General features: G+C 73.8%; 23 protein-coding genes. 12 read left to right on the forward strand and 11 right to left on the reverse strand.

The features are described from left to right. Complete coding sequence (locus FGG90_RS03755) at nt 1–819, reverse strand: aminotransferase class IV (RefSeq protein WP_094130324.1); 819 nt, start codon at nt 817–819, stop codon at nt 1–3. A 101-nt stretch (nt 820–920) separates the two neighbouring features. On the opposite strand from FGG90_RS03755, the gene FGG90_RS03760 reads away from it, so the two are divergent. From FGG90_RS03760 to holA, 5 genes are all read left to right on the forward strand, one after another. After that, the gene (locus FGG90_RS03760) at nt 921–2,351 is read left to right on the forward strand and encodes an anthranilate synthase component I family protein (protein ID WP_237583512.1); all 1,431 of its coding nucleotides are present in this window, start codon (nt 921–923) and stop codon (nt 2,349–2,351) included. Nucleotides 2,352–2,449: 98 nt separating this feature from the next. Continuing rightward, on the forward strand, nt 2,450–5,008 hold the full coding sequence (leuS, locus tag FGG90_RS03765) for a leucine--tRNA ligase (protein ID WP_094130318.1): 2,559 nt from the start codon (nt 2,450–2,452) through the stop codon (nt 5,006–5,008). Between the two features lie 140 nt (nt 5,009–5,148). Beyond that, the gene (locus FGG90_RS03770) at nt 5,149–6,279 is read left to right on the forward strand and encodes a ComEA family DNA-binding protein (RefSeq protein WP_094130315.1); all 1,131 of its coding nucleotides are present in this window, start codon (nt 5,149–5,151) and stop codon (nt 6,277–6,279) included. A 410-nt stretch (nt 6,280–6,689) separates the two neighbouring features. Next, nucleotides 6,690–8,135, forward strand: a complete 1,446-nt coding sequence (locus tag FGG90_RS03775) for a ComEC/Rec2 family competence protein (protein WP_237583513.1) — start codon at nt 6,690–6,692, stop codon at nt 8,133–8,135. Between the two features lie 63 nt (nt 8,136–8,198). Next, nucleotides 8,199–9,227 (forward strand): DNA polymerase III subunit delta, encoded by a 1,029-nt coding sequence (holA, locus tag FGG90_RS03780; protein ID WP_094130309.1) that lies wholly within the window; start codon nt 8,199–8,201, stop codon nt 9,225–9,227. Nucleotides 9,228–9,371: 144 nt separating this feature from the next. Here the strand turns inward: holA and rpsT are convergent, their stop codons facing one another. Together rpsT and FGG90_RS03790 are read right to left on the reverse strand one after the other, a co-directional pair. Further along, nucleotides 9,372–9,635, reverse strand: a complete 264-nt coding sequence (rpsT, locus tag FGG90_RS03785) for a 30S ribosomal protein S20 (protein ID WP_012038238.1) — start codon at nt 9,633–9,635, stop codon at nt 9,372–9,374. Between the two features lie 135 nt (nt 9,636–9,770). Continuing rightward, nucleotides 9,771–10,289: an NUDIX hydrolase gene (locus FGG90_RS03790; protein WP_094130306.1), complete on the reverse strand. Its 519-nt coding sequence runs from the start codon at nt 10,287–10,289 to the stop codon at nt 9,771–9,773. Between the two features lie 140 nt (nt 10,290–10,429). Between FGG90_RS03790 and FGG90_RS03795 the strand changes: the two genes are divergently transcribed. From FGG90_RS03795 to lepA, 3 genes are all read left to right on the forward strand, one after another. Then, a complete protein-coding gene (locus FGG90_RS03795) occupies nt 10,430–11,692 on the forward strand; it encodes an amidohydrolase (RefSeq protein WP_094130304.1) in 1,263 nt (420 codons plus the stop codon). Then, on the forward strand, nt 11,689–12,666 hold the full coding sequence (locus FGG90_RS03800; RefSeq protein ID WP_094130301.1) for an epimerase: 978 nt from the start codon (nt 11,689–11,691) through the stop codon (nt 12,664–12,666). The genes FGG90_RS03795 and FGG90_RS03800 overlap by 4 nt, the downstream gene beginning before the upstream one ends. 127 nt (nt 12,667–12,793) lie before the next feature. Next, nucleotides 12,794–14,641: a translation elongation factor 4 gene (lepA, locus tag FGG90_RS03805; protein WP_094130298.1), complete on the forward strand. Its 1,848-nt coding sequence runs from the start codon at nt 12,794–12,796 to the stop codon at nt 14,639–14,641. Between the two features lie 75 nt (nt 14,642–14,716). Here the strand turns inward: lepA and FGG90_RS03810 are convergent, their stop codons facing one another. The 5 genes from FGG90_RS03810 to FGG90_RS03830 form a co-directional block, all read right to left on the reverse strand. Beyond that, a complete protein-coding gene (locus tag FGG90_RS03810) occupies nt 14,717–15,538 on the reverse strand; it encodes a hypothetical protein (RefSeq protein WP_094130295.1) in 822 nt (273 codons plus the stop codon). 94 nt (nt 15,539–15,632) lie between these two features. After that, on the reverse strand, nt 15,633–16,409 hold the full coding sequence (locus FGG90_RS03815; RefSeq protein WP_094130292.1) for a hypothetical protein: 777 nt from the start codon (nt 16,407–16,409) through the stop codon (nt 15,633–15,635). Between the two features lie 67 nt (nt 16,410–16,476). Continuing rightward, complete coding sequence (locus FGG90_RS03820) at nt 16,477–17,250, reverse strand: hypothetical protein (protein WP_165771406.1); 774 nt, start codon at nt 17,248–17,250, stop codon at nt 16,477–16,479. A 96-nt stretch (nt 17,251–17,346) separates the two neighbouring features. Next, entirely contained in the window at nt 17,347–18,132 is a 786-nt protein-coding gene (locus FGG90_RS03825; RefSeq protein ID WP_094130286.1) for a hypothetical protein, read from the reverse strand. A 105-nt stretch (nt 18,133–18,237) separates the two neighbouring features. Next, nucleotides 18,238–19,011, reverse strand: a complete 774-nt coding sequence (locus FGG90_RS03830; protein WP_094130284.1) for a hypothetical protein — start codon at nt 19,009–19,011, stop codon at nt 18,238–18,240. 405 nt (nt 19,012–19,416) lie between these two features. On the opposite strand from FGG90_RS03830, the gene FGG90_RS03835 reads away from it, so the two are divergent. Beyond that, nucleotides 19,417–20,070 carry a DUF1990 family protein gene (locus tag FGG90_RS03835; RefSeq protein WP_094130281.1) on the forward strand — a complete coding sequence of 218 codons (654 nt, stop codon included), beginning with the start codon at nt 19,417–19,419 and terminating at the stop codon, nt 20,068–20,070. Nucleotides 20,071–20,110: 40 nt separating this feature from the next. On the opposite strand, the gene FGG90_RS03840 is transcribed toward FGG90_RS03835, so the two are convergent. After that, nucleotides 20,111–20,812 carry an HAD family hydrolase gene (locus FGG90_RS03840; RefSeq protein ID WP_094130278.1) on the reverse strand — a complete coding sequence of 234 codons (702 nt, stop codon included), beginning with the start codon at nt 20,810–20,812 and terminating at the stop codon, nt 20,111–20,113. A 61-nt stretch (nt 20,813–20,873) separates the two neighbouring features. Between FGG90_RS03840 and hemW the strand changes: the two genes are divergently transcribed. Then, on the forward strand, nt 20,874–22,097 hold the full coding sequence (gene hemW / locus FGG90_RS03845; RefSeq protein WP_094130275.1) for a radical SAM family heme chaperone HemW: 1,224 nt from the start codon (nt 20,874–20,876) through the stop codon (nt 22,095–22,097). Nucleotides 22,098–22,148: 51 nt separating this feature from the next. Here the strand turns inward: hemW and FGG90_RS03850 are convergent, their stop codons facing one another. Both FGG90_RS03850 and FGG90_RS03855 read right to left on the reverse strand, forming a co-directional pair. Continuing rightward, the gene (locus FGG90_RS03850) at nt 22,149–22,562 is read right to left on the reverse strand and encodes a VOC family protein (RefSeq protein ID WP_094130272.1); all 414 of its coding nucleotides are present in this window, start codon (nt 22,560–22,562) and stop codon (nt 22,149–22,151) included. A gap of 10 nt (nt 22,563–22,572) precedes the next feature. After that, the gene (locus FGG90_RS03855) at nt 22,573–22,968 is read right to left on the reverse strand and encodes a DUF4870 domain-containing protein (RefSeq protein WP_086518641.1); all 396 of its coding nucleotides are present in this window, start codon (nt 22,966–22,968) and stop codon (nt 22,573–22,575) included. A 183-nt stretch (nt 22,969–23,151) separates the two neighbouring features. On the opposite strand from FGG90_RS03855, the gene hrcA reads away from it, so the two are divergent. Continuing rightward, entirely contained in the window at nt 23,152–24,174 is a 1,023-nt protein-coding gene (hrcA, locus tag FGG90_RS03860) for a heat-inducible transcriptional repressor HrcA (RefSeq protein WP_094130269.1), read from the forward strand. A gap of 60 nt (nt 24,175–24,234) precedes the next feature. Next, nucleotides 24,235–25,350 (forward strand): molecular chaperone DnaJ, encoded by a 1,116-nt coding sequence (dnaJ, locus tag FGG90_RS03865; protein ID WP_094130266.1) that lies wholly within the window; start codon nt 24,235–24,237, stop codon nt 25,348–25,350. Nucleotide 25,351: the final 1 nt, after the last annotated feature.

A 25,351-nucleotide genomic window follows, 5' to 3' on the forward strand; every position in this document is an offset into this window, starting at 1 on the left:
TCAGCCCGCGGGCAGCTCGCGCCGCAGCGCGTCGAGCCGCGCGCGCCACGCCGCCACGCGGCCCGGCTCCGCGGCGACGGCCGGCCCGTCGACCCACGCGCGCACCAGGCGGATCCCGTGCAGCGCGCTCACGGCCCACACCTCGTGCCCGTCGAGGTCGGCGGGACGCACCCGGTCGTGCAGCACGTCGACCCCGAGGGCCGTCGCGAGCGCGAGGATGCTGCGCTCGGTGACGCTCGGGATCCGCGGCACGTCGCCCTCGACCACCGCGAGCGCGTCCCCGTGCCACCAGAGGATCGCGCTGTACGCGCCCTCGACGACCGTCCCGTCGGCGGCGAGGATCACGGCCTCGCCCGCGCCGTGCCGGGCCGCGCGGCTCCGCAGGGCGCCGAGGGCGTGCAGGTCCGGGCCCTTGAGACGCGGCGTCGTGCGCGGATCCGGCCCGTCGTGGTCGCGCAGGACGACCGTCGCCGTGCGCTCCGGGGCCGGCCGCACGAGCAGGCGGGCGACGTCGCCGTCCGGGCCGCGCAGCGCCTCCACGCGGGGGAACCAGGCGCCCGCGCGCGGCAGGGCGGCGACGGCCGCGTCGAGGAAGGCGGCGGGATCCGGCACCGCGGCCGCCTGCGTCCGGAGCGCCGCGAGGAACCGCTGCCGGTGCACGTCGAGCGCGAGGACCCGCCCGTCGTCCACGAGGAACGAGTCGGCCGCGAGCACCCGGTGCCCGGCGGGCCGCGTCTCCTCGGCTCCTCCCCGGGTCGCGTCCCCGGCGTCGGGCGCCCAGCCCGCGGGGGTCCACCGGAGGATCTGCTCGGAGCTCATACCCTTGAGGCTAGGCGGCCACGGGGTGCGGCCACGACACCGGGAGGCCGCGCATGGACGGAGCGCACGCGCACGCGAGGGCGGCCGTCCGGGGGCGCCGCATGGGCGGGTGGCACGACCCCGATGCCGTGTTCGCGGCGCTCTTCGCCGACGAGGCCGCAGGTGACGTCGCGTGGCTCGACGACTCGGCGGGGGAGGGCTGGAGCTACCTCGCCGCGTCCGCGGGCAGCGTCACCCGGTGGCCCGACGGGGTCTTCGCCGGGCTGGCCGGCCTGCTGGCGGATGCGCCGGCCGCCCACCCCGACCCCGGCCTCCCGCCCGGCCTCGCCTTCCGCCTGGGCGTCGTCGGCTGGATCCCGCACGACGCCTGGCCCGAGACCGTGCCGCTGCACCACGCGCCGGTCGCCGGCGCGAGGTCCGACGCGACGTCCGAGGCGACGCCCGATCCCGCCGAGCCGGTCGCGGCCGCCTTCCTGCGGGTGGAGCGCCTCCTCGCCTTCGACCACGTGGCGTCCGCCGTGTGGGCGGTCGCGCGCGCCGGGGACCCGTGGCTCGACGCGGTCGAGGGCGACCTCGACGGCGTCCCGGCGCGCCCCCGGCGGACGGCCGCCGCGCCGTCGGCAGGCCCGTCCGACGCCGACCCCGGATCCGCCCCCGCCTGGCGCCACGACGACGACGCCTACCTGGCGCTCATCCGCTCCTGCCAGGAGTCCATCCGCCGCGGCGACGCCTACCAGCTCTGCCTCACCAACCAGGCGCGCGTCCCCGGGCGCGTCGACCCGGTGCGCGTGCACACGGCCCTGCGCGCCCTCAGCCCCACCCACCACGGCGGCTTCCTCCGGATCGGCGGCACGACGCTCGTCAGCGCGTCGCCCGAGCGCTTCGTGGAGGTGGACGCCGACGGCACGCTGCGCACGCTCCCCATCAAGGGCACCCGGCCCCGCCACGCCGATCCCGCGGCCGACGCGCGGGCCCGCGACGAGCTGCTCGCGAGCGACAAGGAGCGCGCGGAGAACGTGATGATCGTCGACCTCATGCGCAACGACCTCAGCCGCGTGTGCGTGCTCGGCTCGGTCCGCGTCACGAGCCTCTTCGCCGTCGAGGCCTACGCGCAGGTGCACCAGCTCGTCAGCCGGGTGGAGGGGGAGCTCGCGCCGGGCGTCACGGCGGTCGACGCGGTGCGCGCCCTGTTCCCCGCCGGATCCATGACGGGCGCCCCGAAGTCCGCCGCCGTCGGCATCCTCCGGGCTCTCGAGCGCGGGCCGCGCGGCATCTACGCCGGCGCGTTCGGCTGGTTCGGGGACGACGGGCGCGCGGACCTCGCCATGGTCATCCGCTCGGTCGTCGTCGCGGAGGGCCGCGCCACCGTGGGCGCGGGCGGCGGCATCACGGCGCTGTCGGTGCCCGACGAGGAGCTCGAGGAGGTCCGCGTGAAGGCCGCGCCGCTGCTCGCGGCCGTGGCCGCCGGGCGCGTGGCGGAGCGTCCGGAGAGCCTCCCGTCCTCCCTCCCCAGGGGCGCCGCCGGGGCCTGATCCGTCACCCCGCCGCCGGTTCGGGATCCCCCCGGCCGGGTCACTAGTCTTGTCGAGGCCTCCACGGCCGCGACCCCCGCATCGAATCGAGAGCGCCCTTGGCACACGAGACCCCCGACACCCCCGGCGACACCTACGACTTCCGCGCCATCGAGGCCGAGTGGTCGGAGGTGTGGGAGCGCGAGCAGCCCTTCCGCACGCCGGACGCCAACGACACCCGCCCCCGCAAGTACATCCTCGACATGTTCCCGTACCCGTCGGGCGACCTGCACATGGGGCACGCGGAGGCGTTCGCGCTCGGCGACGCGGTCGCGCGCTACTGGCGCCAGCAGGGCTTCACCGTGCTCCACCCCATCGGCTGGGACTCCTTCGGCCTACCCGCGGAGAACGCCGCCATCAAGCGCGGCGTCGACCCGCGCGAGTGGACCTACGCGAACATCGAGACGCAGAAGCAGTCGATGAAGCGCTACGGCCTGTCCTTCGACTGGGAGCGCGAGCTCCACACGAGCGACCCCGAGTACTACACGTGGAACCAGTGGCTGTTCCTCAAGATGCACGAGAAGGGCCTCGCCTACCGGAAGGACAGCTGGGTCAACTGGGACCCGGTGGACCAGACGGTCCTCGCGAACGAGCAGGTCCTGCCGGACGGCACGTCCGACCGCTCGGGCGCCGTGGTCGTCAAGAAGAAGCTCACGCAGTGGTACCTGCGCATCACCGACTACGCCGACCGCCTCATCGACGACCTCAACCAGCTCGAGGGCACGTGGCCCTCCAAGGTCCTCAACATGCAGCGCAACTGGATCGGTCGCTCCGTCGGCGCCGAGGTCGACTTCGTCGTTGAGGGGCGCGACGAGCCCGTCACGGTCTTCACCACCCGTCCGGACACGCTGCACGGCGCCACCTTCATGGTCGTCGCGCCCGACAGCGACCTCGCGGCCGAGCTCGTCGAGGGCGCGTCCGACGAGGTCCGGGAGGAGTTCCGCGGATACCTGGAGCGCACGCAGCGCCTCAACGAGATCGAGCGCTCCACGACGGACCGCCCGAAGACCGGCATCCCGCTCGGCCGCACGGCGATCAACCCCGTCAACGGCGAGCGGATCCCCGTCTGGGCCGCCGACTACGTCCTCGCCGACTACGGCACGGGCGCGGTCATGGCCGTCCCCGCGCACGACCAGCGCGACCTCGACTTCGCGCGCGCCTTCGACCTGCCGGTGCGCGTGGTGGTCGACACCACGCAGCCCGTCACGGGCGCCATCCGCATCATCCCCGAGGACGGCGAGCTGCCCGACCTCGAGGAGGTGCTGCCCGGCCGCACGGGCGTCGCGCTTCCCGGCGAGGGCCGACTCATCAACTCCGGATCGCTCAACGGCCTGAGCAAGCAGCCCGCCATCAAGCGCGTCATCGAGCAGCTCGAGGCGGAGGGGCGCGGGCGCGCGGCGAAGAACTACCGCCTGCGCGACTGGCTCATCTCGCGCCAGCGCTTCTGGGGCACGCCCATCCCCATCGTCTACGACGCCGAGGGCCGCGAGATCCGCGTGCCCGAGGACCAGCTCCCCGTGCGCCTGCCCGACACCGAGGGCCTCGACCTCACGCCCAAGGGCAAGTCGCCGCTCGCGGCCGCCACGGCGTGGACGAACGTGCCGAGCCCCGTGGACGGCAGCCCGGCCACGCGCGACCCCGACACCATGGACACGTTCATGGACAGCTCCTGGTACTGGCTGCGGTTCCTGTCGCCGAACGACGCCACCAAGGCGTTCGACCCGGCCGACGCCGACCGCTGGGCGCCCGTCGACCAGTACGTCGGCGGCGTGGAGCACGCCATCCTGCACCTGCTCTACTCGCGCTTCATCACCAAGGTGCTGTTCGACCTCGGCTACGTCACCTTCACCGAGCCGTTCAGCGCGCTGCTCAACCAGGGGATGGTGCTCTCCGGCGGCAGCAAGATGTCGAAGAGCAAGGGCGGCGTCGACCTCGGCTCCGAGATCGACCGCCACGGCGTCGACGCCATCCGCCTCACCATGGCGTTCGCCGGCCCGCCGGAGGACGACATCGACTGGGAGGACGTCTCCCCGTCCGGGTCCGCGAAGTTCCTGGCGCGCGCCTGGCGCCTCACGGGCGACGTCACGAGCGCGCCCGAGGTCGAGTGGAAGACGGGCGACGAGGCGCTGCGCCGCGTCACGCACCGCTTCCTCGCCGAGGGCCCGGGTCTGCTCGAGGCCTTCAAGTTCAACGTCGTCATCGCGCGCACCATGGAGCTCGTCAACGCCATCCGCAAGACCATCGACCAGGGCGCGGGCGGCGGCGACGCGGCGGTGCGCGAGGCCACCGAGGTCGTGGCGGTCGCTCTCAGCCTGTTCGCGCCGTACACCGCCGAGGACATGTGGAAGCGCCTCGGCTACACGGGCTCGGTCGCGTTCGCCGGCTGGCGCAAGGCCGACCGCAACCTGCTCGTCGTGAGCACGGTCACGGCGGTCGTGCAGGTCGACGGCAAGGTGCGCGACAAGCTCGAGGTCGACGCCCGCATCGGCGCCGACGAGCTCGAGGCCCTGGCGCGCGAGACGGCGGGCGTCAAGCGGTCGACCGCCGGCCGCACGATCGACAAGGTCATCGTGCGCGCTCCGAAGATCGTCAGCATCACCACCACGCCCGCGTCGTAGCGGGTCGCCGCGCACGCGGTCACGAGGGCGGTCCGGCATCCGGGCCGCCCTCGCTCCATCCCAGGGGCCTCCGCGCGGGACGATCCCCAGTCCGGCTGCGCGGCGTCGCCCGCACCGGCGTCGCGGCCTACCGTGCGCGCATGCGCCCCCACCGCCGCTCCCGGCCCGGTCCCCCCGACGAAGACCCGTACGTCGTCGCGGGCTTCGCGGAGACCGGCCCCGCGTGGGAGCCCGACGAGGATCCGTTCCCGACGGAGGAGCCGTTCCCTCCGGACCCGGCGGCCTCGCCCGGGGACCCCGACCCGGACGCCGACGCCCATGCGGACGGCGAGGCGGAGCCCGCGGGCGGGGTCGAGCACGCGGGTCGCGACCGCGCGTCCGGGCGCCGGCGCATCGACGCGCCCCACGGGCACGGCGCCGACGCCGACGGGACCACGCCCGTCCCCACGACGCGGCTGCCGGCGGAGCTCGCGGGGAGGCGTCCGCGGATCCGCCTCCGCACCGGGGTCGGGGCGGCCGCCGTGCTCGTGGCCGCGGCGCTGGTCGTCACGATCCTCGTCACGGCCGTCCAGGCGGCCGGGCCCACGGGGTCCGACGGATCGGGGTCGCCGTCGGCCCGCCCGTCCTCCCACGGGGCGGGGACCACGACCGGGCACGACGCGGACGGCTCGGGCATGGGCGGCGCCGCATCCGACGCGCGCTCCGACGGGGCTGGATCCACCCGCGCGGAGGGCGACGCGGCGGGCGCGGGCTCCCGCTCCGGCGACGCGGCCGGCGCCGACGCCGCGGACTCCGCGAGCGGCGGATCCGCGCCCGTCGACGCCACCCCCATCTACGTCCACGTGGTCGGCGCGGTCGTCTCTCCCGGCCTGTACCCGCTGGCGTCCGGCAGCCGGGTGGTGGACGCCCTCGCGGCGGCGCATGGCCTCGCGGCGGGCGCCGACCCCGCGGGCGTCAACCTCGCGCGCGTCCTCGCGGACGGCGAGCAGCTCGTCGTCCCGCGCCAGGGGGAGACCCCGCCCGTCGCCTCGGGTTCCGCCGGGGCGGCCGCAGGGGGCACGGGCAGCGCGTCCCCCTCCGCGCCCGTAGACCTCAACACCGCCACGGCGGAGCAGCTCGAGACGCTCCCGCGTGTCGGCCCCGCGCTCGCCGGGCGCATCATCGCCTGGCGGTCCGCGCACGGCCGCTTCGCCCGCGTCGCCGACCTCGGGCGCGTCCCGGGCGTCGGCGACCGGACGCTCGCCTCGCTGACGCCCCTGGTCCGCGTGTGACGCCCCCGCGCGCGGACCCGACCGCCCGCGACCACCCGGGTCGCAGCCCGCGCGACCACCCGCTTCGCAGGCCGGGCGACGTCCGCGGCGGCCGGAAGCGCGCGCGGACCGCCGCCGCGGCAGCGGCGCCCCTGGACCTGCGCCTCGCGATCCCCGCGGCGGTCGGATGGTGCGCGACGGCCGCGGCGATCGGCGTCTCCGGTTCCGCGGCTCCCGCGGCGGCCCTCGCCGCGGCGCTGGCCGCCGTGGTCGCGCTGACGTCGGTCGTCGCGTCACGGAGATCCCGACGCGCCGAGCACCGACGCGGCCCGCTCGCACGGCGACGCGGAGTGCGGGACGGATCACGGCGTCCGGCCCGGGCACGGCCCGGGATCCTGCGCGGTTCGGCGGGCCTGGCGGTCGCGGCGGGCATGGCGGCGATGCTCCTCGGCGCGGCAGCGGCTCGCGAGCCGCTGCGCCACCCGGCCGAGCTCGAGGCCGCGGCGGCCGCTCACGGCATGGTCGTCGCCGACGTCGTCCTCGACGAGTCGCCCGCTCCGGTGGCGGGTCGCCCGTCGGGCGGGTCCGCGGCACCCGCCCGGGTCCGGATCGTTGGCCACCTCCGTGCGATCCACGTCGGCGCGGAGGCGCACGGACGGGCCGCCGACCTCACGGTGACCCCGCCGGCACCGGTCCCCGTGGTCGTCTTCGCGTCCGCCTCCGCCGTGGGCGGCGCCCGGTCCGGGGTGGGATCGACGGTCCGGCTGAGCGCCGCGGTGCGACCGGCGGATCCGGGCGACGAGGCGGCCTACCTGCTCCTCGCCCGGGGCACCCTCGAACGGGTCGCCCGACCGGACGGGCCGCTGGCCCTCGCGGACGGGCTGCGCGCGGGCCTCACGCGCGCCGCGTCCGAGCTGCCCGGCCCGGGAGCGCAGCTGCTGCCCGGGCTGGCCATCGGCGACGTGTCCCAGGTGCCCGCCGACCTCGTCCAGACCATGAAGGACACCTCCCTGACGCACCTGACGGCCGTCTCCGGCGCCAACTGCGCGGTCATCGTGGGACTCGTGCTCGCGCTGTCCGCGGCCGTCGGGCTGCGGCGACCCGGCCGCGCCGTGGCGGCGGTGGCGGCCCTCGCCGCGTTCGTCGTGCTCGTGACCCCGCAGCCCAGCGTGCTGCGCGCGGCCGTCATGGCCGCGGTGCTGATCGTGTCCACCGTCACCGGCCGCCCGTCGCGGGGGCTGCCCGCCCTCGCCCTGGCGGTGGTGATCCTCCTCACGACCGATCCCTGGCTCGCGCGCGACCTCGGCTTCGCGCTGAGCGTGCTGGCCACCGCCGGCCTGTTGGCGCTCGCGCCGCCGCTCGCCGACCGCCTGGCGCGTCGGATGCCGCGCCGCCTCGCCGAGGCGCTCGCGATCCCCGTCGCCGCGCAGGTCGCGTGCCAGCCCGTCCTGCTCGTGCTGCAGCCGGGCCTGCCCGTCCACGGCGTGCTGGCCAACCTGCTGGCCGAGCCGGCGGCGGCGCCCGCCACGGTGGCGGGGCTCGTCGCCTGCGTCCTGCTGCCCGTCTGGCCGGCCGCAGGCGGGCTGGCGCTGCGGATCGCGTGGCTGCCGTCCTCGTGGATCGCCGCCGTCGCCCGCGTCATGTCCGAGCTGCCGTGGGGGAGGATCCCGTGGCCCACCGGCCCGGGAGGCGTCGTCGCGCTCACGCTGGCGAGCGCGCTGGTGGTCGCGGCGCTCGCCCTGGGACGCGGACCGGGGGAGCGCGAGCCCGCCATCTCCGCCGCCGGCGCTCCCGCCCCGTCAGCGGCCCCGCCGCCCGCATCCGAGGCGGCCCCCGCGCCGCTCCCCGCGACCGGCGATGTCCCACCCGACGGCTAACCTGGATCCGCTCGCGGCCCTCCGCCGCGGACCCGTCTCCCACCCCCGCCCGGAAGGACCCGCATGGCGACCAGGACCACCCGCGGCGCCGCGGCCAAGGCGTCCGCCGCCATCCCGCAGCTCGCGTGGGACGCCGTGCGGCCCGCCCCGATCGTGCTCGTCTCCGGCACCGAGTCGCTCCTCGCGGACCGGGCCATCCGGCGCCTGCGCGACATCCTCACGGCGGAGGACCCGAGCATCGAGGTCTCCGACATCGAGGCCGACTCCTACGCGCCGGGGGAGCTCATCACGCTCGCCAGCCCGTCGCTGTTCGCCGAGCCCCGCCTCATCCGCGTGGTCAACGTCGAGAAGTGCTCCGACCAGTTCCTGCTCGACGCCGTGGCCTACCTCGACTCGCCGGCGGACGACACCTACGTCGTCCTCCGTCACGCCGGCGGAGTGCGCGGCAAGAAGCTGCTCGATGCGGTGCGCGCGGGCACGGGCGGCGGCATCGAGGTCGTCTGCGCGGAGCTGAAGAAGGACAGCGAGAAGCACGACTTCGCGGTCGCCGAGTTCCGGGCGGCGAAGCGGTCGATCACCCCCGGCGCCGTGCGCCAGCTCGTCGCGGCGTTCCAGGACGACGTCAGCGAGCTCGCGTCCGCGTGCCAGCAGCTCATCTCCGACACGGCGCACGAGATCACCGAGGTCACGGTCGACGAGTACTACGGCGGCCGGGTGGAGATCAACGCCTTCGCCGTCGCCGACTCCGCCATCGCCGGACGCCGCGGCGAGGCCCTCGTGCTCCTCCGGCACGCGCTCACCTCGGGGGCGGATCCGGTTCCCCTCATCGCCGCCTTCGCCATGAAGATCCGCACGATGGCCAAGGTCTCCGGCGTCTCCGGCCCCTCGGGGCAGCTCGCGTCGAAGCTCGGCATGGCGCCGTGGCAGGTGGATCGCGCGCGGCGCGACCTGCAGCTCTGGGACGACGAGGGCCTGGGCCGCGCCGTCGAGGCCCTCGCCGAGGCGGACGCGCAGGTCAAGGGCGGCGGGCGCGATGCCGTCTACTCGCTCGAGCGCATGGTCCGCATGGTCGCCTCCCGCGGCCGCGACTGACGCTGCGCCCGGCGGCCGACGGAACGCCCACGCGCCCCCTTCCACGAACGGGGTGGGACGACGAAAACCCGTCCACGAGCACGTCCCCCGCACGACGAAGGGCCCCGCGCCATGCGGGGCCCTTCGTCGTGCGTGGTGCGGAGATCAGCCGATCTTGGCGACCTGCTTGGCGATCGCGCCCTTGCGGTTCGCGGCCTGGTTCTTGTGGATGACGCCCTTGCTGGCGGCCTTGTCGAGCTTCTTGCCGGCGAGGCTGACGGCCTTGACGGCCGCGTCCTTGTCGCCCGCGGTGATGGCGGTCTTGACCGAGCGGATCGCCGTCTTCAGCTCGCTCTTGACGGCCTTGTTGCGCTCCTGGGCCTTCTTGTTCGTGCCGATGCGCTTGATCTGCGACTTGATGTTTGCCACGTGTTATGTCTTCCGTTCGAGTTTTCGTCAGATGGATTGCCGCTCAGCGAGAGAGGGCGCCTGCGGCGATACCGCGTGATCGGGGAGGATCACACGCAAGCCAACAGGCGACGATACCAGGTCGCGGCCGGGAAATCAGGTGGCGGAGCCCGGCGCGTCGCGGTCCGCCCGCGGGGACGGCTCGCCCGGGCGCACGAAGCGGGTCTCCGGCACGTCGTCCACGGCGTCGCGGATGCGCCGCCGGAAGTCCGCGGGCATGTCGGGCAGCGCGTCCACCGGCCACCAGCCCACCTCGAGCGACTCGTCGTCCGCGACGTGCGCCTCGCCGCCGACGTAGCGGCAGCGGAACGTCAGGTCGAGGTAGCTCGCGCGGTCGCCGTTCGGGTAGGTGATCTCGCCGGTCGTGCCCACCGCGACGAGGCGCTCGACCTCGACCTCCACGCCCGTCTCCTCCGCTGCCTCGCGCCAGGCGCCCACGGCGGGCTCCTCGCCGGGCTCGAGGATGCCCGAGACGGGCGCCCAGCCGCCGGTGTCGCCGCGGCGGACGAGGAGCACGCGCGGGCCGTCGAGGATCACGGCGGTCACGCCGGAGAGCCACAGGGGCTCGGTGCCGATGCGCTCGCGGAGCGACACGATGAAGTCGGGGATGCCCATGCCGCGAGCCTATCGACGCGCATCCCGCGGCCCCGTCCCCCGCCCGCGGCGCCCCGCCCGCCGCCCGCGGCGCCCCGCCCGCCGCCCGCGGCGCCCCGCCCGCCGCGTCCGGCACGCCGTCGCCGTCCTAGGCTCGGAGCATGGCCCTCCCCGCAGATCCCACCGCCCCCGTCCGCGCCTCCGCATCCACCGTCACCGCCGTCGTCGGCGGCCACGTCGTCCCCGTCGACGGCGCCCCGATCCCCGGCGGCACCGTCCTCCTCCGCGACGGCCTCGTCGCCGCCGTCGGGCAGGCCGCCGACGTCGAGGTCCCCGAGGGCGCCACCGTCATCGACGCCGCCGGCCGCTGGGTCCTCCCCGGCTTCGTCGAGGCGCACGGCCACGTGGGCATCCACGAGGAGGCCAACGGCCCCGCGGGCAACGACACGAACGAGATGACCGACCCCGACATGAGCTCGGTGCGCGCGATCGACGCCATCGACATCGACGACGAGGGCTTCCGCGACGCGCTCAAGGGCGGCGTCACGACCATCGTCGTGAAGCCCGGCTCCGGCAACCCGATCGGCGGCCAGTCGGTCGCGATCAAGTCGTGGGGCGGCCGCACGATCGACGAGCAGCTCGTGAGCGACTCCGTGAGCGTCAAGAGCGCGCTCGGCGAGAACCCGAAGCGCGTGTACGGCGCCAAGGACCGCACGCCGTCCACGCGCCTCGGCGTCGCCATGGTGATCCGCCGGGCCTTCCGCGACGCGGAGGACTACCGCGCGGCCCGCGACCACGCCGAGAAGGAGGGCAAGCCGTTCTCGCGCGACCTCGGCAAGGAGACGCTCGTGCGCGTGCTCGACGGCGAGCTCGCCTGGGACCAGCACACGCACCGCCACGACGACATCGCCACCGCGATCCGCCTCGCCGACGAGTTCGGCTACCGGCTCGTCGTCAACCACGGGACCGAGGGCGACAAGATCGCCGACGTCCTCGCCGAGCGCGGCATCCCCGTCATCTTCGGCCCGATGATCACCTCGCGCTCCAAGGTCGAGCTCCGCGACCGCGCCGTCGCGAACCTCGCGGCGCTGCACCGCGCGGGCGTCCTCGTGGCCATCACGACCGACGCGCCCGTGGTGCCCATCGACTTCCTGGTGCACCAGGCGTCCTTCGCGGTCAAGGACGGGCTGCCCGCCGACGTCGCGATCCGGGCGATCACCGCGAACCCGGCCGCGATCCTGCGCCTCGACCACCGCGTCGGCGCGCTCACCCCGGGCCTCGACGCCGACGTCGTGATCTGGTCGGGCGACCCGCTCGACGTGCAGTCGCGCGCCGAGCACGTCATCATCGGCGGCGACACCGTCTACACCTGGGCCGACGGCGTCGGCACGACGGTCGAGCGCCGCACGCGCTTCGGCGCATGAGCGACGCGCCGGGGCCGGGCGCCCCGCGCACCGCGGTGGTCGCGGGCGCGTCCGGCTTCATCGGGCAGGTCCTCGTCCGCGAGCTGACGGAGGAGGGCTACCGCGTCCGCACCATCGGACGCGCGGGGGCCGACGCGCGCTGGGGCGACGCCGAGGGGATCCGCCGCCTCCTCGACGGCGCCGAGCTGCTGGTGAACCTCGCGGGCAAGAGCGTCAACTGCCGCTACGGCGTGGCGAACCGCCGGGAGATCCTGCGTTCGCGCGTGGAGACGACCGCCGAGCTCGGGCGCGCGATCCACGACAGCGCGTCGCCCGTGCCCGTCTGGATCAACGCCTCGACCGCCACGGTGTACCGGCACGCGACCGACCGTCCGCAGACCGAGTCGACCGGCGAGCTCGGCGACGACTTCTCGCCGTCGGTCGGCCGCGCCTGGGAGCGGGCGTTCTTCGCGCCCGAGCTGCCCGCCACCCGCCGCGTGGCGCTCCGCATCGCGATCGTCCTCGGCCGCGACGGCGCGCTGCAGCCGCTCCTCGGCCTCGCGCGCTTCGGCCTCGGCGGGCCGCAGCTCGACGGGCGGTTCCCGGGGCGCCCGTCGCGCATCCGGGCGGGCGCGCACCACGTCTTCCAGCCGACGAAGGGTCGCCAGGTCTTCAGCTGGCTGCACATCGACGACCTCGTAGGGATCATCCGCTTCGTCCGCGACACGCCCTCCCTCGAGGGACCGGTCAACGCGTCGAGCCCGGCGCCCGTCACTAATCGCCGGCTGATGAAGGTGCTCCGCGGGGCGGTGGGCATGCCGGTCGGCCTCGCCGCGAACCGGTGGATGCTCGAGGTCGGCATGTGGCTCTTCCGCACCGAGCCCGAGCTCGTCCTCAAGAGCCGCTGGGTCGTCCCGGAGACGCTCGAGGCGGCGGGCTACCGATTCCGGTGGCCGGAGCTGGATGCGGCCGTGCGGGACATCGTCCGGCGCTGACCCGGCGCGGCGCGCGCCCGGCCGGTCCGGTCGCGCGCCGCGGGGACGGCCCGGCGGGCGCCCGGGCGGGCGTCGCATGGGATGATCGTGGTTCCGCCCCACCGCACTGACCCCCCTGAAGGAACGCGTGAGCCCCCTAGCAACGAAGGCCCTCCGGCCCGCCGCGACCGACCCCGCGTCCATCCGCAACTTCTGCATCATCGCCCACATCGACCACGGCAAGTCCACGCTGGCCGACCGCATGCTGCAGCTCACGGGCGTCGTCGAGTCGCGCGCCATGCGCGCGCAGTACCTCGACCGCATGGACATCGAGCGCGAGCGCGGCATCACCATCAAGAGCCAGGCGGTGCGCATGCCGTGGGAGCTGGAGGGCAAGACCTACGCGCTCAACATGATCGACACCCCGGGGCACGTCGACTTCTCCTACGAGGTCTCCCGTTCGCTCGCCGCGTGCGAGGGCGCGATCCTCCTGGTGGACGCCGCGCAGGGCATCGAGGCCCAGACGCTCGCGAACCTCTACCTCGCGCTGGAGAACGACCTCACGATCATCCCGGTGCTCAACAAGATCGACCTGCCCGCGGCGGATCCGGACAAGTACGCGGCCGAGCTCGCCTCCCTCATCGGCGGCGACCCCGCCGACGTGCTGCGCGTCTCCGGCAAGACCGGCGCCGGCGTCGAGGAGCTCCTCGACCGGGTCTCCCGCACCATCCCCGCGCCCGTCGGCGACCCCGACGGCGCCGCCCGGGCCATGATCTTCGACTCGGTCTACGACGCCTACCGCGGCGTGGTCACCTACGTCCGCATGATCGACGGCAAGCTGAGCCCGCGCGAGAAGATCGCGATGATGTCGACGCGCGCCACCCACGAGATCCTCGAGATCGGCGTCAGCTCGCCCGAGCCCACGCCGTCCGACGGCCTCGGGGTCGGCGAGGTCGGCTACCTCATCACGGGCGTGAAGGACGTGCGCCAGTCGAAGGTCGGCGACACCGTCACGACCGCCGCGCGTCCCGCGACCGAGGCGCTGCCCGGCTACACCGAGCCGCTGCCCATGGTCTTCTCGGGCCTCTACCCGATCGACGGATCCGACTACCCCGACCTCCGCGACGCGCTCGACAAGCTCAAGCTCTCCGACGCCGCGCTCGTCTACGAGCCCGAGACCTCGGTCGCGCTGGGCTTCGGCTTCCGCTGCGGGTTCCTCGGGCTCCTGCACCTCGAGATCATCACCGAGCGCCTCTCCCGCGAGTTCGGCCTCGACCTCATCACGACCGCGCCCTCCGTGATCTACGAGGTCACCAGCGAGGACAAGAAGACGGTCACGGTCACCAACCCGAGCGAGTTCCCGGGCGGCAAGATCGTGAGCGTGTCCGAGCCCGTGGTGAAGGCCGCGATCCTCGCGCCCAAGGACTACGTCGGCACGATCATGGAGCTGTGCCAGTCGCGGCGCGGGATCCTGCTCGGCATGGAGTACCTCGGCGAGGACCGGGTGGAGATCCGCTACACGATGCCGCTCGGCGAGATCGTGTTCGACTTCTTCGACAACCTCAAGAGCAAGACGGCCGGCTACGCGTCGCTCGACTACGAGCCCGCGGGCTCGCAGGAGTCCGACCTCGTGAAGGTCGACATCCTGCTGCAGGGCGAGCAGGTCGACGCGTTCAGCGCCATCGTGCACCGCGACAAGGCCTACGCGTACGGCGTGCTGATGACGGGCCGCCTCCGCGAGCTCATCCCGCGCCAGCAGTTCGAGGTGCCGATCCAGGCGGCCATCGGCGCGCGGATCATCGCCCGCGAGTCCATCCGCGCCATGCGGAAGGACGTGCTCGCCAAGTGCTACGGCGGCGACATCACCCGCAAGCGCAAGCTGCTCGAGAAGCAGAAGGAGGGCAAGAAGCGCATGAAGATGGTCGGCCGTGTCGAGGTCCCCCAGGAGGCGTTCATCGCCGCGCTCTCGGGCGACACGGAGAAGAAAGCCAAGTAGCGGCGTCCTCCGCATGCACGACGCGCCCCCTGCCTCGAGAGGCAGGGGGCGCGTCGCATGTCCCGGAGCGGTCGGTCAGCAGCGGGCGGGAGCCGGGCGACCCGCGGTGACCCACTGCGAGTAGGTCATCTTCACGCCCTTCGGCGCCGCGTATCCGCGGTAGGTGATGTCGGAGGATCCCACGGCCTGGCAGTACCGGTCCCCGGGGAAGGACTTCACGACCTGCGGGGTCGGGAATGCGAGTGCCGCCCACTCGTCGTAGGTCAGGGCGTCGCCGCTCCCGTTCTTCGGGATCTCCTGCACGATCGCGGGACTCCACGCGAGCTTCCGCACGTACATGTCCGAGAACGGGTAGCTGTCGTGTCCGAACTCCTCGGCGAGCCGAGGGGATCCGAGGTGGGTGTACTCCGCGTACGTGAGCTTGTGCGTGGTCGTCGGTGCGCTGCTGCCCTGCTGGAGGAGCGAGGTGTTCACGAACACCTCCGACGACGAGGCGAAGCTGTAGGCGATGGCGGAGGACGGCAGCGATGTCGTGATCGGGCGGGGCGAGCCGACCCGCTGCCACTCGGCGAGCGACAACCGCGTCGCCTCGGCTCGGTCGTCGGTGCCGAAGGTGAGGTCGGCGAGCACGTCGGACGACCAGGTGTACGCGTGGTACGTGACCCCCGCGGCGACCGGAGCAGGGAAGCCGTCGGCCCGCCACTGGGCGTAGGTCGCCGTGGTGATGGAGGCTCCCTGCGTCTCGGTGCTCTGGTCGACGCGCACGAGGTCGCCGCGGAACGGGAGCGAGTAGTAGATGACGTTGCCGTTGCCCTCGGCGGCGGCGGGAGCAGCCGCGACGGCTCCTCCGACGAGCACCGCGCCGACGAGGGCGATGGAGACGAGCGGACGGTTCATGAGGGCCTTTCGGACGATGCTGCGGGCAGGGAGACCGCGAGGCGGTCGGACCCGAGCATGACCCGGATCCGACCGCCTCGCTCGATCTGTTCGACTAGCAGCGCGTCGGCGCCGGCTTCCCGGCCGTGACCCACTGCGCGTAGCTCATCTTCAGGCCCTGGGGAGCGGCGTCGCCACGGTAGACGATGTCGGCGGATCCAGCCGCCTGGCAGTAGCGGTCGCCGCGGAAGGACGCGACGACGCGGGGGGTCGGTCGGTCGAGGTAGACCCACTCGTCGTAGTCGACGAAGCCGCGCTCGCCGGTCTGGTAGTCCGGCCCGATGATAGTCGAGAGCCACGAGAGCTTCTCGTAGGAGACGTCGGGCTCGAGGTCGGCCGCGGGGGATCCGAGGCGGCTCCACTCGCCGTAGGTCAGCTTGTGGATCGCAGCGGTGTCCGTCTGCCAGCGGACGGTGGACGCGAACAGCTCGTCCGAGCTGGCGTACTTGAAGATGAAGGTGCCCGACGCGAGCACGTCCGTGCGCGGCGTCGGGAAGCCGGCCGCGCGCCATCCGGCGTAGTCGAGCTCCAGGGTGATGGTCTGACCCGGCAGGTCGACGTCCGCGTAGATCTCCGGCGCCCAGGTGTACTTGAGCGTCGTGAACGTCGCGCGGACGGGCGACGGGAAGCCGTCGGCCTGCCACTCCGCGTAGGAGGCGGTCGTCGGCTCCGCATCGCCAGCGGCCCGGTACAGGTCGCTGGTGAAGGGGAGCGAGTAGTAGGTCGCGCCCGAGGGCGCGGCCGCTGCGGGGGCCGCGAGGGCGGGTGCGGCGGTGAGGGTCGTGCCGAGCGCGAGCGCTCCGGCGACGATGACGGCGAACGATCGGTTCATGGTGCGGGTTCCTTCTTGCCTCTAGGTCGTGCGGTGGTGGGCAGCCGGTCGGCTGCCCACCGGGTGATCAGCAGCGTGCGGGGGCGGGCGAACCCGCCTCGCGCCACTGGCTGAAGCTGAGCTTCGCGCCCTGCGGCGCGGCGATGCCGACGTAGCGGATGTCGGCGGAACCCGCGGCCTTGCAGAACCTGTCGCCGTCGAATGACTTCACGATCTGCGGCGTCGGCTTGCCCCAGTACTCCCAGATGTCGTAGTCGATGGCCTCGATGTCGTAGGAGGGCACGGTGCGACCGACGATTGCCGGGAACCAGCCGAGCTTGCGGAAGCTGTCGGAGCTCACGGTCGGCGTCGGACGACCCAACGCGGAGTACTCGGCGAAGGTCAGCTTGTGATTGACCGGCACGTCATCGGCGAAGCTCAGGACGGAGACGAAGAGCTCGTCCGAGTAGCTGTACTTGTAGAGGCTCGAAGCCGCCGGCAGCACGTTCTTCGTCGGCGCGGGCGAGCCTGCGGAGGCCCACTGCGAGTACGACAGTCCGAGCGTCGACACGGCACCCGGCTCCGTCTGGATGTCGGCGTAGATGTCCGGAGACCAGGTGAAGCCGCGGTAGGCCACGGTCGCCGCGGCGGGCTTCGGGAAGCCGTCCGCCTTCCAGTCGTCGAAGTAGGCCGGCGCCGAGTAGCGACTTCCCTCGTAGGACTCCGTGACGTAGAGGTCGCCGCTGAACGGGACCGAGTAGTAGGCCTGGTGCTTCGGGGCAGCCTGCGCCGGCGTGGCGACGAGGGCGCCGCCGAGCGCGAGGGCTCCGGCGATGGCGAGGGCGGGGATCGAGCGGTTCACGATGGCCTTCCGAGGCGAGGGGGATTCAGGTGGGAGGAGCAGGAGGGAGAGGGGAGAACGGGAGGGCGGGCAGCCGGTCGGCTGCCCGCCCGGGGATCAGCAGCGTCCGGGTGCCGGGAACCCGGCCTCGCGCCACTGGGCGTAGCTGAGCTTCACGCCCTTCGGCGCGGCGATGCCGACGTAGCGGATGTCCGCGGAGCCCGCGGTCTTGCAGAACCGGTCGCCGTCGAAGGACTTCACGATCTGCGGCGTCGGGCGGGCGTAGTAGTCCCACGCGGCGAAGTCGATGACACCGACCTCGCCCGTGAAGTCCTTCGGTCCGACGACGGCGGGGAGCCATGCGAGCTTCCGGAAGGTGGTCGCCTCCACGCGGTCCACGGGCGGCTGCCCGAGGTGCGCGTACTCCCGGAAGGTGAGCTTGTGGAAGCCGGGCTCGTCGGTGAACGAGGCACCCTCGAGGACGAAGAGCTCGTCGGATCCGTCGTATCGGATGATCTCGTGCTGGTGGGCGAGCCGGTCGTCGCGCGCCGCGGGCCGGCCTGCGTGCGTCCATCGGTCGAAGTCGAGCATGGTGGTGGACGAGAAGCGGCCGAAGGTCTGGTCCGCCCAGATCGTCGATTCCCAGGAGTAGCCGATGTAGGTGACCGTCGCGGGCACGGGCGTGGGGAATCCGTCGGTACGCCACTCGTCGAAGGTGGCGCCGGAGGGGTCGAGCGAGGTGTCGCCCGGTCGCACGGCGATGAGCGTGTCGTCGAACGGGTTCGAGTAGTAGACGACGGTCCCTGCGGGTGCTGCGCTCGCCGGCGCAGCGGATGCTGCGGGGAGCGCAGCCCCGAGCAGCAGCGCTGCGGCGAGGGCGAGGGCGGGGATGGAGCGGTTCACGGTGGCCTTCCGAGGCGAGGGGGGAGGAGCAGGAGACGGGATGAGGAGAGGAGGGAGAACGGGAGAACGGGAGGGCGGGCAGCCGGTCGGCTGCCCGCCCGGGGATCAGCAGCGTCCGGGAGCGGGGAATCCGGCCTCGCGCCACTGGGCGTAGCTGAGCTTCACGCCCTTCGGCGCCGCGATGCCGACGTAGCGGATGTCCGCGGAGCCCGCGGCCTTGCAGAACCGGTCGCCGTCGAAGGACTTCACGATCTGCGGCGTCGGCCGGGCGAAGAAGTCCCACGTCCCGAAGTCGACGACGCCGATGCGGCCGGTCTGGTCCACCGGCCCGACGATGTTGGGGTTCCACGAGAGCTTGCGGAAGGCGGGCTCCGACTCGTCGTCGACACTCGGGTAGCCGAGGTGGGCGTACTCGGCGAACGTGAGCTTGTGCACGATGAAGTTGTCGCTCAGGCCGAGGCCCTCCCACACGAAGAGCTCGTCGGAGCCCGTGTACGCGCGGACCGTGGAGTCCGCGGCGAGCTGGTTCGTCCGAGGCGAGGGGAAGCCCAGGGAGCGCCAGGTCGGGTAGTCGACCAGTGTCGAGAACGAGATGTCCTCGACGGTGACGTCCTGGTAGATGGTGTCGCCCCACGTGTACTTCACGTAGTCGACGGCGGCCGGGCGGGGCGCGGGGAATCCGTCCGCCCTCCACTCGTCGTACGTGGCCACGAGCAGGCGCGACTGCCCGTCGGCGACGTCGACCTGGAACAGGTTGGACGACGCGGGGATCGAGTAGTAGGTGCCGTCACCCGGCGCGGCCTGCGCCGGCGTGGCGACGAGGGCGCCTCCGAGCGCGATGGCTCCGGCGAGGACGAGGGCGGGGATGGAGCGGTTCACGGTGGCCTTCCGATGGTCGACGCGGTGGTCGAGGGGTGATGGGAGTGGATGCCGGGCGGCGTCGCATCCGCGCCTCGACCATCTCCGACCCGCGAGCGGACCGGTTCGACGACGCGTGAGCTGACGTTCCCCTGAGCCGGTCGAACCGGCCATGGCTGAAAGCTATCTGCCCGGGAAGACGCGGAAGAGAACCCCGGGTCACGGACGGATAACGCTTCTGACCGGGACTACAGCGCCCGGATGAGGGCACCCGCCCCGGCGTCATCCGCACGGATGACCGGGGCCTCCGGCGGACCCCAGATCGGGGGTGGGCGTCCGTCGAGGGGCGCCGGGCGGGCTCGCACGCGGGACGTCGTCCGGGTCCTCCGCCGGGGTCTCGCAGCCCCACGCCGTAGTCTGATCCGCATGCGCCGCAGCACCTACACCGCGACCGCCGTCACGTACGGCTCCGTCGGCGGCACCCAGGCCGTCGACCTCATGACCTACCCGCCCGAGGGCTACCGCCCCTCCGAGGCGAGCGCCCGTCTGGGCAGCGGCGACGAGCGCTTCGAGCAGGCCGTCGCCCTCCTCATGACATGGGGGGTGCAGCGCGGCAGCGGCATCGACGTCACGCGCATCGAGCAGGAGGTGCCGGACGAGCCCGGCTACCGCGGGCTCGAGTTCGACGAGGACGGCGTGCCGCAGGCGCCCGCCGACCGCCCGCGCGAGGCGCTGTACGGCGACGACGGCACGGCGTGGATCACGTCGGGCACCTCGGCCGTGCTCCGCATGCCGTTCGGCCCGCTCCACCCCGAGGCGCCGGTGCGCGTCGTGTACACCGTCGAGGAGGCCGACCGCGTCGGCTTCGCCTACGGCACGCTGCCCGGCCACCCCTTCAGCGGCGAGGAGGCGTTCCTCGTCTCGCGCGAGCCCGACGGCAGCGTCTGGCTCACCCTCCGCGTCTTCTCCCGGCCGGCCTCGTGGCCGCTGCGGCTCGCGAGCCCCGTGCTGCGCGTCGTCCAGGGCGTCTTCACGCGCCGCTACCTTCGCTCGCTGCACCCGGCCGTCGCCTCCGCCTGATCCCGGGGGACGGCGCGATCCGGACCCTCGGTCGCCCGGCTCAGCGCGCGGCGAGCCCGTCCAGGAACGCGAGGACCTCATCGTGCCCGGCGCGGAGGTCCGGCACGACGAGCGCGGCGTGCGCGTCCGGCGCCCGCAGCGCGTCCACGTCGTAGGCGCCGGTCGCGACGGCCACGTACGGGAAGCCCGCCGCCTCGGCGGCCACGCCGTCCGCGGGGGTGTCGCCGATGATCACGACGGGCGCGCCGACGAGCTCGGCCGCGGCCCGCCGGGTGAGGTCGCTGCGGATCCTGGCCTCGTGCCCGAACGCGGACGCGTCCCAGTCGAAGAGATCCACGTCGAGCCCGGCGCCGTCGAGCTTGTACCGGGCGCGGAGCGGCGAGTTGCCCGTCAGCAGCGCGTTCACCCACCCCCGCGCGGCGACGTCGGTCACCAGCTCGGGGACGCCGACCGGGATGGTGCGCCGACCGGGTCCGTAGTGCTCGACGCGCGACAGCTCCTCGAGGTGCTGCCGCACCGGCGCGTGCAGGGACTCCGGCAGGCCGTAGACGTCGAGGGTCTCCCAGATGATCTGCCCGTCGGTCTTGCCGTGCGCGTGCACCGTGCGGTCCTCGAGCGGCTCGCCGGCCGCCAGCTCGATCGCGCGGTGGTACATGCTGCCGGAGCGCGGGCTGTTGTGGAGGAGCGTGCCGTCGACGTCCCAGAGGACGTGGAGGGGCCGGGGCGAGGGGGCGTCGGTCATGCGCCCATCCTGCCGGAGCCCGCTGCGCGGACCGCCCTCCCCGCCGGGGGATGATGGACGGATGCCGTCCGCCCTGCCCCTCGCCGATCCCGCCCCCGCCGACGGCCTGCTGCCCGCCTCCGCCGCCGAGGGCGCCGACGAGCGCGCGTTCGGCGTCTACCTGCACGTGCCGTTCTGCCGCGTGCGCTGCGGGTACTGCGACTTCAACACCTACACGGCGCCCGAGCTCCGCGGGGTCAAGCAGTCGGACTACGCGTCGCAGGCCGTGCAGGAGCTGCGCTTCGCGGGATCCGCGCTCCGGGCCTCCGGCGTCCCCGCGCGCCCCGCGTCCACCGTGTTCCTCGGCGGCGGCACGCCCACGCTCCTGCCCGTCGAGGACCTGGTGCGGATGCTCGACGCCGTGCGGGCGACGTGGGGCATCGCCGAGGGCGCCGAGGTCACGACCGAGGCGAACCCCGACAGCGTCGACGACGCCTACCTCGCCGCTCTCGCCGCGGGCGGCTTCACGCGCGTCTCGTTCGGCATGCAGTCCGCCGTGCCCCGCGTGCTCGCCACGCTCGAGCGCACGCACGACCCCGCGCGCATCGCGCCTGTCGTCCGCGGCGCCCGCGCCGCCGGCCTCGAGGTGAGCCTCGACCTCATCTACGGGACGCCGGGGGAGACCATCGACGACTGGCGCGCCTCGCTCGAGCAGGCGATCGCCCAGGAGCCCGACCACCTCTCCGCCTACGCGCTCATCGTGGAGCCCGGCACCAAGCTCGCGCGGCAGATCCGACGCGGCGAGGTGCCCGAGCCCGACGAGGACCTCCAGGCGGACATGTACGAGCTCGCCGACCGCATGCTCGGCGAGGCCGGCTACGAGTGGTACGAGGTGAGCAACTGGGCCCGCGGCGGCCGCCGCAGCCGGCACAACCTCGCCTACTGGCAGGGCCACGACTGGTGGGGCGTCGGCCCGGGCGCGCACAGCCACGTCGGCGGCGTCCGCTGGTGGAACGTGAAGCACCCGGCCGCCTACGCCGACCGCGTGCTCGCCGGGGCCTCGCCCGGGGCCGGCCGCGAGACGCTCGACGACGCCACGCGCGAGGTCGAGCGCGTGCTGCTGGGGGCGCGGATCCGCGACGGCCTGGCCATCCCGACCCTCACGGTCGAGGGCCGCCGCCAGGTCGCCGGGCTCATCGCCGACGGCCTCGTGGATCCGCGCGCCGCCCTCGCGGGCACGCTCGTGCTCACCCTGTCGGGGCGGCTCCTCGCCGACGCCGTGGTGCGCCGCCTCCTCGCGGACTGACGCGGCGCGGGACGACCACCGGCTGGCGGACCGCCGCGCGGCCCGGACGGGTCAGAGGACGACCGCGCCCACCTCGTCGCCGGCCTCGCGCTCGGCGTCGCTGCGCTCCACGCAGAACTCGTTGCCCTCGGGGTCGGCGAGCACCACCCAGCCGCTGCCGTCCGCGTTCCGGCGGTCGGCGACGAGCGTCGCGCCGAGCGCGAGCACCCGGTCGACCTCCTCGTCGCGCGTGCGGTCGTCGGGCGCCAGGTCGAGGTGGACGCGGTTCTTCGACGTCTTCGGGGCGTCCGTGCGCTGCAGGATGATCCCGAGGCCGGACACGGGGTCGCCGAGCCACGCGGCGTCCTCGCCGGGCCGGTTGGGCTCGTCGGGGTCCTCGGCGAAGCCCGTGACGCCCGCCCAGAAGATCGCGAGCCCGTGCGGGTCGAGGCAGTCGACGGCGACGTGCCGGATCCGGGCGCTCACCGGGTGACGCCTACTTGATCCACCGGATGTTGAGCGGGTAGCGGTACGGTCGGCCGCCCTGGACGCGGGCGCCGCCGATGATCGCGAACACGATGTTGACCACGACGACCGCGAAGATCACGAGGCCGAGCAGGACGGAGATGAGGATCCCGAGGAACGGGATGACCACGAACACGGCCTGCAGGACGTTGAGGATGACGAGCGCGCCGGCGACGTTGATCGTCCAGTTCGTCGCCTCCTTGCCCTCCTGGTCCGTGAAGCGGCCCCGCTCGCGGAACACGAGCCACACGATGAACGACGGCACGATGAGGATCGCGAGGAAGTGCGTGAGCGACGCCCACAGCCGGTCCTCTGCCGGGGTCAGGGGGGCGGGGGCTCCGTAGGGGTGGGGATCGGGTGCGGACATCGCGGGCCTCTCGGTGCGCGGCACGGCGGGAGGCCGGGGGATCGCGCGGGATCGTGGGTGGTGCCCGGCCTCGCCCGGCGCCTCCACGCTACCTCCGCCGACGCGCGACCGGCAATGCCGGACGGTCGGATCCACGCGGTACGATTGGCAGTCAGAACCGACGAGTGCCAGGAGGGAGCCGCCATGGTCTCGGAACGCGGACTCGACGTCCTCCGGGTGATCGTGCAGGACTACGTGTCCTCCCGTGAGCCCGTGGGCTCCAAGTCCATCGTGGAGCGCCACGCCTTCGGGGTCTCGGCCGCCACCATCCGCAACGACATGGCCCTGCTCGAGGAGGAGGAGCTGATCGCGGCGCCGCACACCTCCTCGGGGCGCGTGCCGACGGACAAGGGCTACCGGCTCTTCGTCGACCAGCTCGCGGACGTGCGTCCGCTCACGCCCGCGCAGCGCCAGGCCATCCACGTGTTCCTCGGGCAGTCCGTCGACCTCGACGACGTCCTCGCGCGCACCGTCCGGCTCCTCGCGCAGCTCACCAACCAGGTCGCGCTCGTGCAGTACCCGTCGCTCGCGACGAGCCACGTGAAGCACGTCGAGCTGGTCGCGCTGTCGGCCACGCGCGTGCTCACCGTGCTCATCACCGACACGGGCCGCGTCGAGCAGCGCGTCGTCGAGCTCCAGGGCGATCCCGACCAGGAGTTCCTCGCGGCCATGCGCACGCGGGTGAACGCGGCCGTCGGCGGCCTCGGCCTCGCCGAGGCGGCCGCGCGCCTCGAGACCCTGGCCGACGAGGTCGAGCCCGCCCAGCGGGCCGCCGCCTCCGCGCTCGCGGGCACGCTCGTGGAGCAGGTGCTCGCGAACCGCCAGGAGCGGCTGCTGCTCGCCGGATCCGCGAACCTCGCCCGCACGGAGCGCGACTTCCCCGGCAGCATCTCGCCCGTCCTCGAGGCCATCGAGGAGCAGGTGGTGCTCCTGCGCCTGCTCGGCGAGATGGAGGCCGACCAGCACGGCGTCTCCGTGAGCATCGGCCGGGAGAACGCCCCGTTCGGGCTCGGCGAGACGAGCGTGCTCACCAGCGGCTACAGCTCGTCGGGAGGCGTGCTCGCGCGCCTGGGCGTGCTCGGCCCGACCCGCATGGACTACTCCACCAACATGGCGTCGGTGCGCGCGGTCGCGCGCTACCTCTCGCGCCTGCTCGAGGAGCGGTGACGCCCGCACGCCGGCGCACCGCCCCTGTTCCCCACGACCATCACCACCGAAGGGCCCGACGTGGCTGACCACTACGAAGTACTGGGCGTGAGCCGCGAGGCGACGCCCGAGGAGATCAAGAAGGCGTACCGCAAGCAGGCGCGCCAGCTGCACCCGGACGTCAACGACGCCCCCGACGCGGCCGAACGGTTCAAGCTCGTGACGCACGCGTACGACGTGCTCTCCGACCCGCAGCAGCGGCAGCAGTACGACCTCGGCCCGCAGGCCGGGTTCGGCGGGGGCGGCGGCCAGGGCTTCGGCGGCTTCGGCGACATCTTCGAGACGTTCTTCGGCGGCCAGCAGGGCGGTGGCGGACGCGGTCCCCGCTCGCGCCAGGAGCGCGGCCAGGACGCGCTGCTCCGCGTGGAGGTCGAGCTCGAGGAGGTCATCTTCGGCGTGCACCGCGACCTCGAGATCGACACGGCCGTCGTGTGCGAGACCTGCCACGGATCCTGCGCGCAGCCCGGCACGAGCGCCGTCACGTGCGACATCTGCCGTGGCTCCGGCAGCATCCAGCGCCAGGTGCGCTCGCTCCTCGGCAACGTCATGACGTCGAGCCCCTGCGGCACCTGCCGCGGCTACGGCACCGTCATCCCGCACCCCTGCCCCACCTGCGCCGGCCAGGGCCGCGTCCGCGCGCGCCGCACGGTGCCGGTCGACATCCCGGCCGGCGTCGACACGGGCCTCCGCCTCCAGATGCCGGGCTCCGGCGAGGTCGGCCCCGCGGGCGGGCCGAACGGCGACCTCTACATGGAGATCAAGGTCGCGCACCACGACGTCTTCAGCCGCAACGGCGACGACCTCCTGGCCACCGTCGAGGTGAGCATGGTCGACGCGATCCTCGGCAGCGACGCGCGCATCGAGGCGCTCGACGGCGACGTCGACCTCGAGCTCCGCCCCGGCATCCAGAGCGCCGAGATCATCACGGTGCGCGGCCGCGGCGTCACGAAGCTCCGCGGCTCCGGGCGCGGCGACCTCAAGATCGGCATCCAGGTGATCACGCCGCAGAAGCTCGACCACAAGGAGCGCGACCTCATCCAGCAGTTCGCCAAGCGGAACAAGGCGCCGGCCCCGCACCTGGCGCACTTCCAGCAGGGCCTGTTCCAGAAGCTCCGCGACCGCTTCCTCAACGTCTGAC

This window comes from Clavibacter michiganensis subsp. tessellarius (assembly GCF_021922985.1).
In the GTDB taxonomy this organism is placed as follows: domain Bacteria; phylum Actinomycetota; class Actinomycetes; order Actinomycetales; family Microbacteriaceae; genus Clavibacter; species Clavibacter tessellarius.

What these genes read in the sequence shown, in the direction of transcription:
- FGG90_RS03755 (WP_094130324.1), bottom strand. Translation starts at nt 819, where the DNA reads ATGAGCTCCGAGCAGATCCTCCGGTGGACCCCCGCGGGCTGGGCGCCC.
- FGG90_RS03760 (WP_237583512.1), top strand. Translation starts at nt 921, where the DNA reads ATGGGCGGGTGGCACGACCCCGATGCCGTGTTCGCGGCGCTCTTCGCC.
- FGG90_RS03770 (WP_094130315.1), top strand. Translation starts at nt 5,149, where the DNA reads ATGCGCCCCCACCGCCGCTCCCGGCCCGGTCCCCCCGACGAAGACCCG.
- FGG90_RS03775 (WP_237583513.1), top strand. Translation starts at nt 6,690, where the DNA reads ATGGCGGCGATGCTCCTCGGCGCGGCAGCGGCTCGCGAGCCGCTGCGC.
- holA (WP_094130309.1), top strand. Translation starts at nt 8,199, where the DNA reads ATGGCGACCAGGACCACCCGCGGCGCCGCGGCCAAGGCGTCCGCCGCC.
- FGG90_RS03790 (WP_094130306.1), bottom strand. Translation starts at nt 10,289, where the DNA reads ATGGGCATCCCCGACTTCATCGTGTCGCTCCGCGAGCGCATCGGCACC.
- FGG90_RS03795 (WP_094130304.1), top strand. Translation starts at nt 10,430, where the DNA reads ATGGCCCTCCCCGCAGATCCCACCGCCCCCGTCCGCGCCTCCGCATCC.
- FGG90_RS03800 (WP_094130301.1), top strand. Translation starts at nt 11,689, where the DNA reads ATGAGCGACGCGCCGGGGCCGGGCGCCCCGCGCACCGCGGTGGTCGCG.
- FGG90_RS03810 (WP_094130295.1), bottom strand. Translation starts at nt 15,538, where the DNA reads ATGAACCGTCCGCTCGTCTCCATCGCCCTCGTCGGCGCGGTGCTCGTC.
- FGG90_RS03815 (WP_094130292.1), bottom strand. Translation starts at nt 16,409, where the DNA reads ATGAACCGATCGTTCGCCGTCATCGTCGCCGGAGCGCTCGCGCTCGGC.
- FGG90_RS03835 (WP_094130281.1), top strand. Translation starts at nt 19,417, where the DNA reads ATGCGCCGCAGCACCTACACCGCGACCGCCGTCACGTACGGCTCCGTC.
- FGG90_RS03840 (WP_094130278.1), bottom strand. Translation starts at nt 20,812, where the DNA reads ATGACCGACGCCCCCTCGCCCCGGCCCCTCCACGTCCTCTGGGACGTC.
- hemW (WP_094130275.1), top strand. Translation starts at nt 20,874, where the DNA reads ATGCCGTCCGCCCTGCCCCTCGCCGATCCCGCCCCCGCCGACGGCCTG.
- FGG90_RS03855 (WP_086518641.1), bottom strand. Translation starts at nt 22,968, where the DNA reads ATGTCCGCACCCGATCCCCACCCCTACGGAGCCCCCGCCCCCCTGACC.
- hrcA (WP_094130269.1), top strand. Translation starts at nt 23,152, where the DNA reads ATGGTCTCGGAACGCGGACTCGACGTCCTCCGGGTGATCGTGCAGGAC.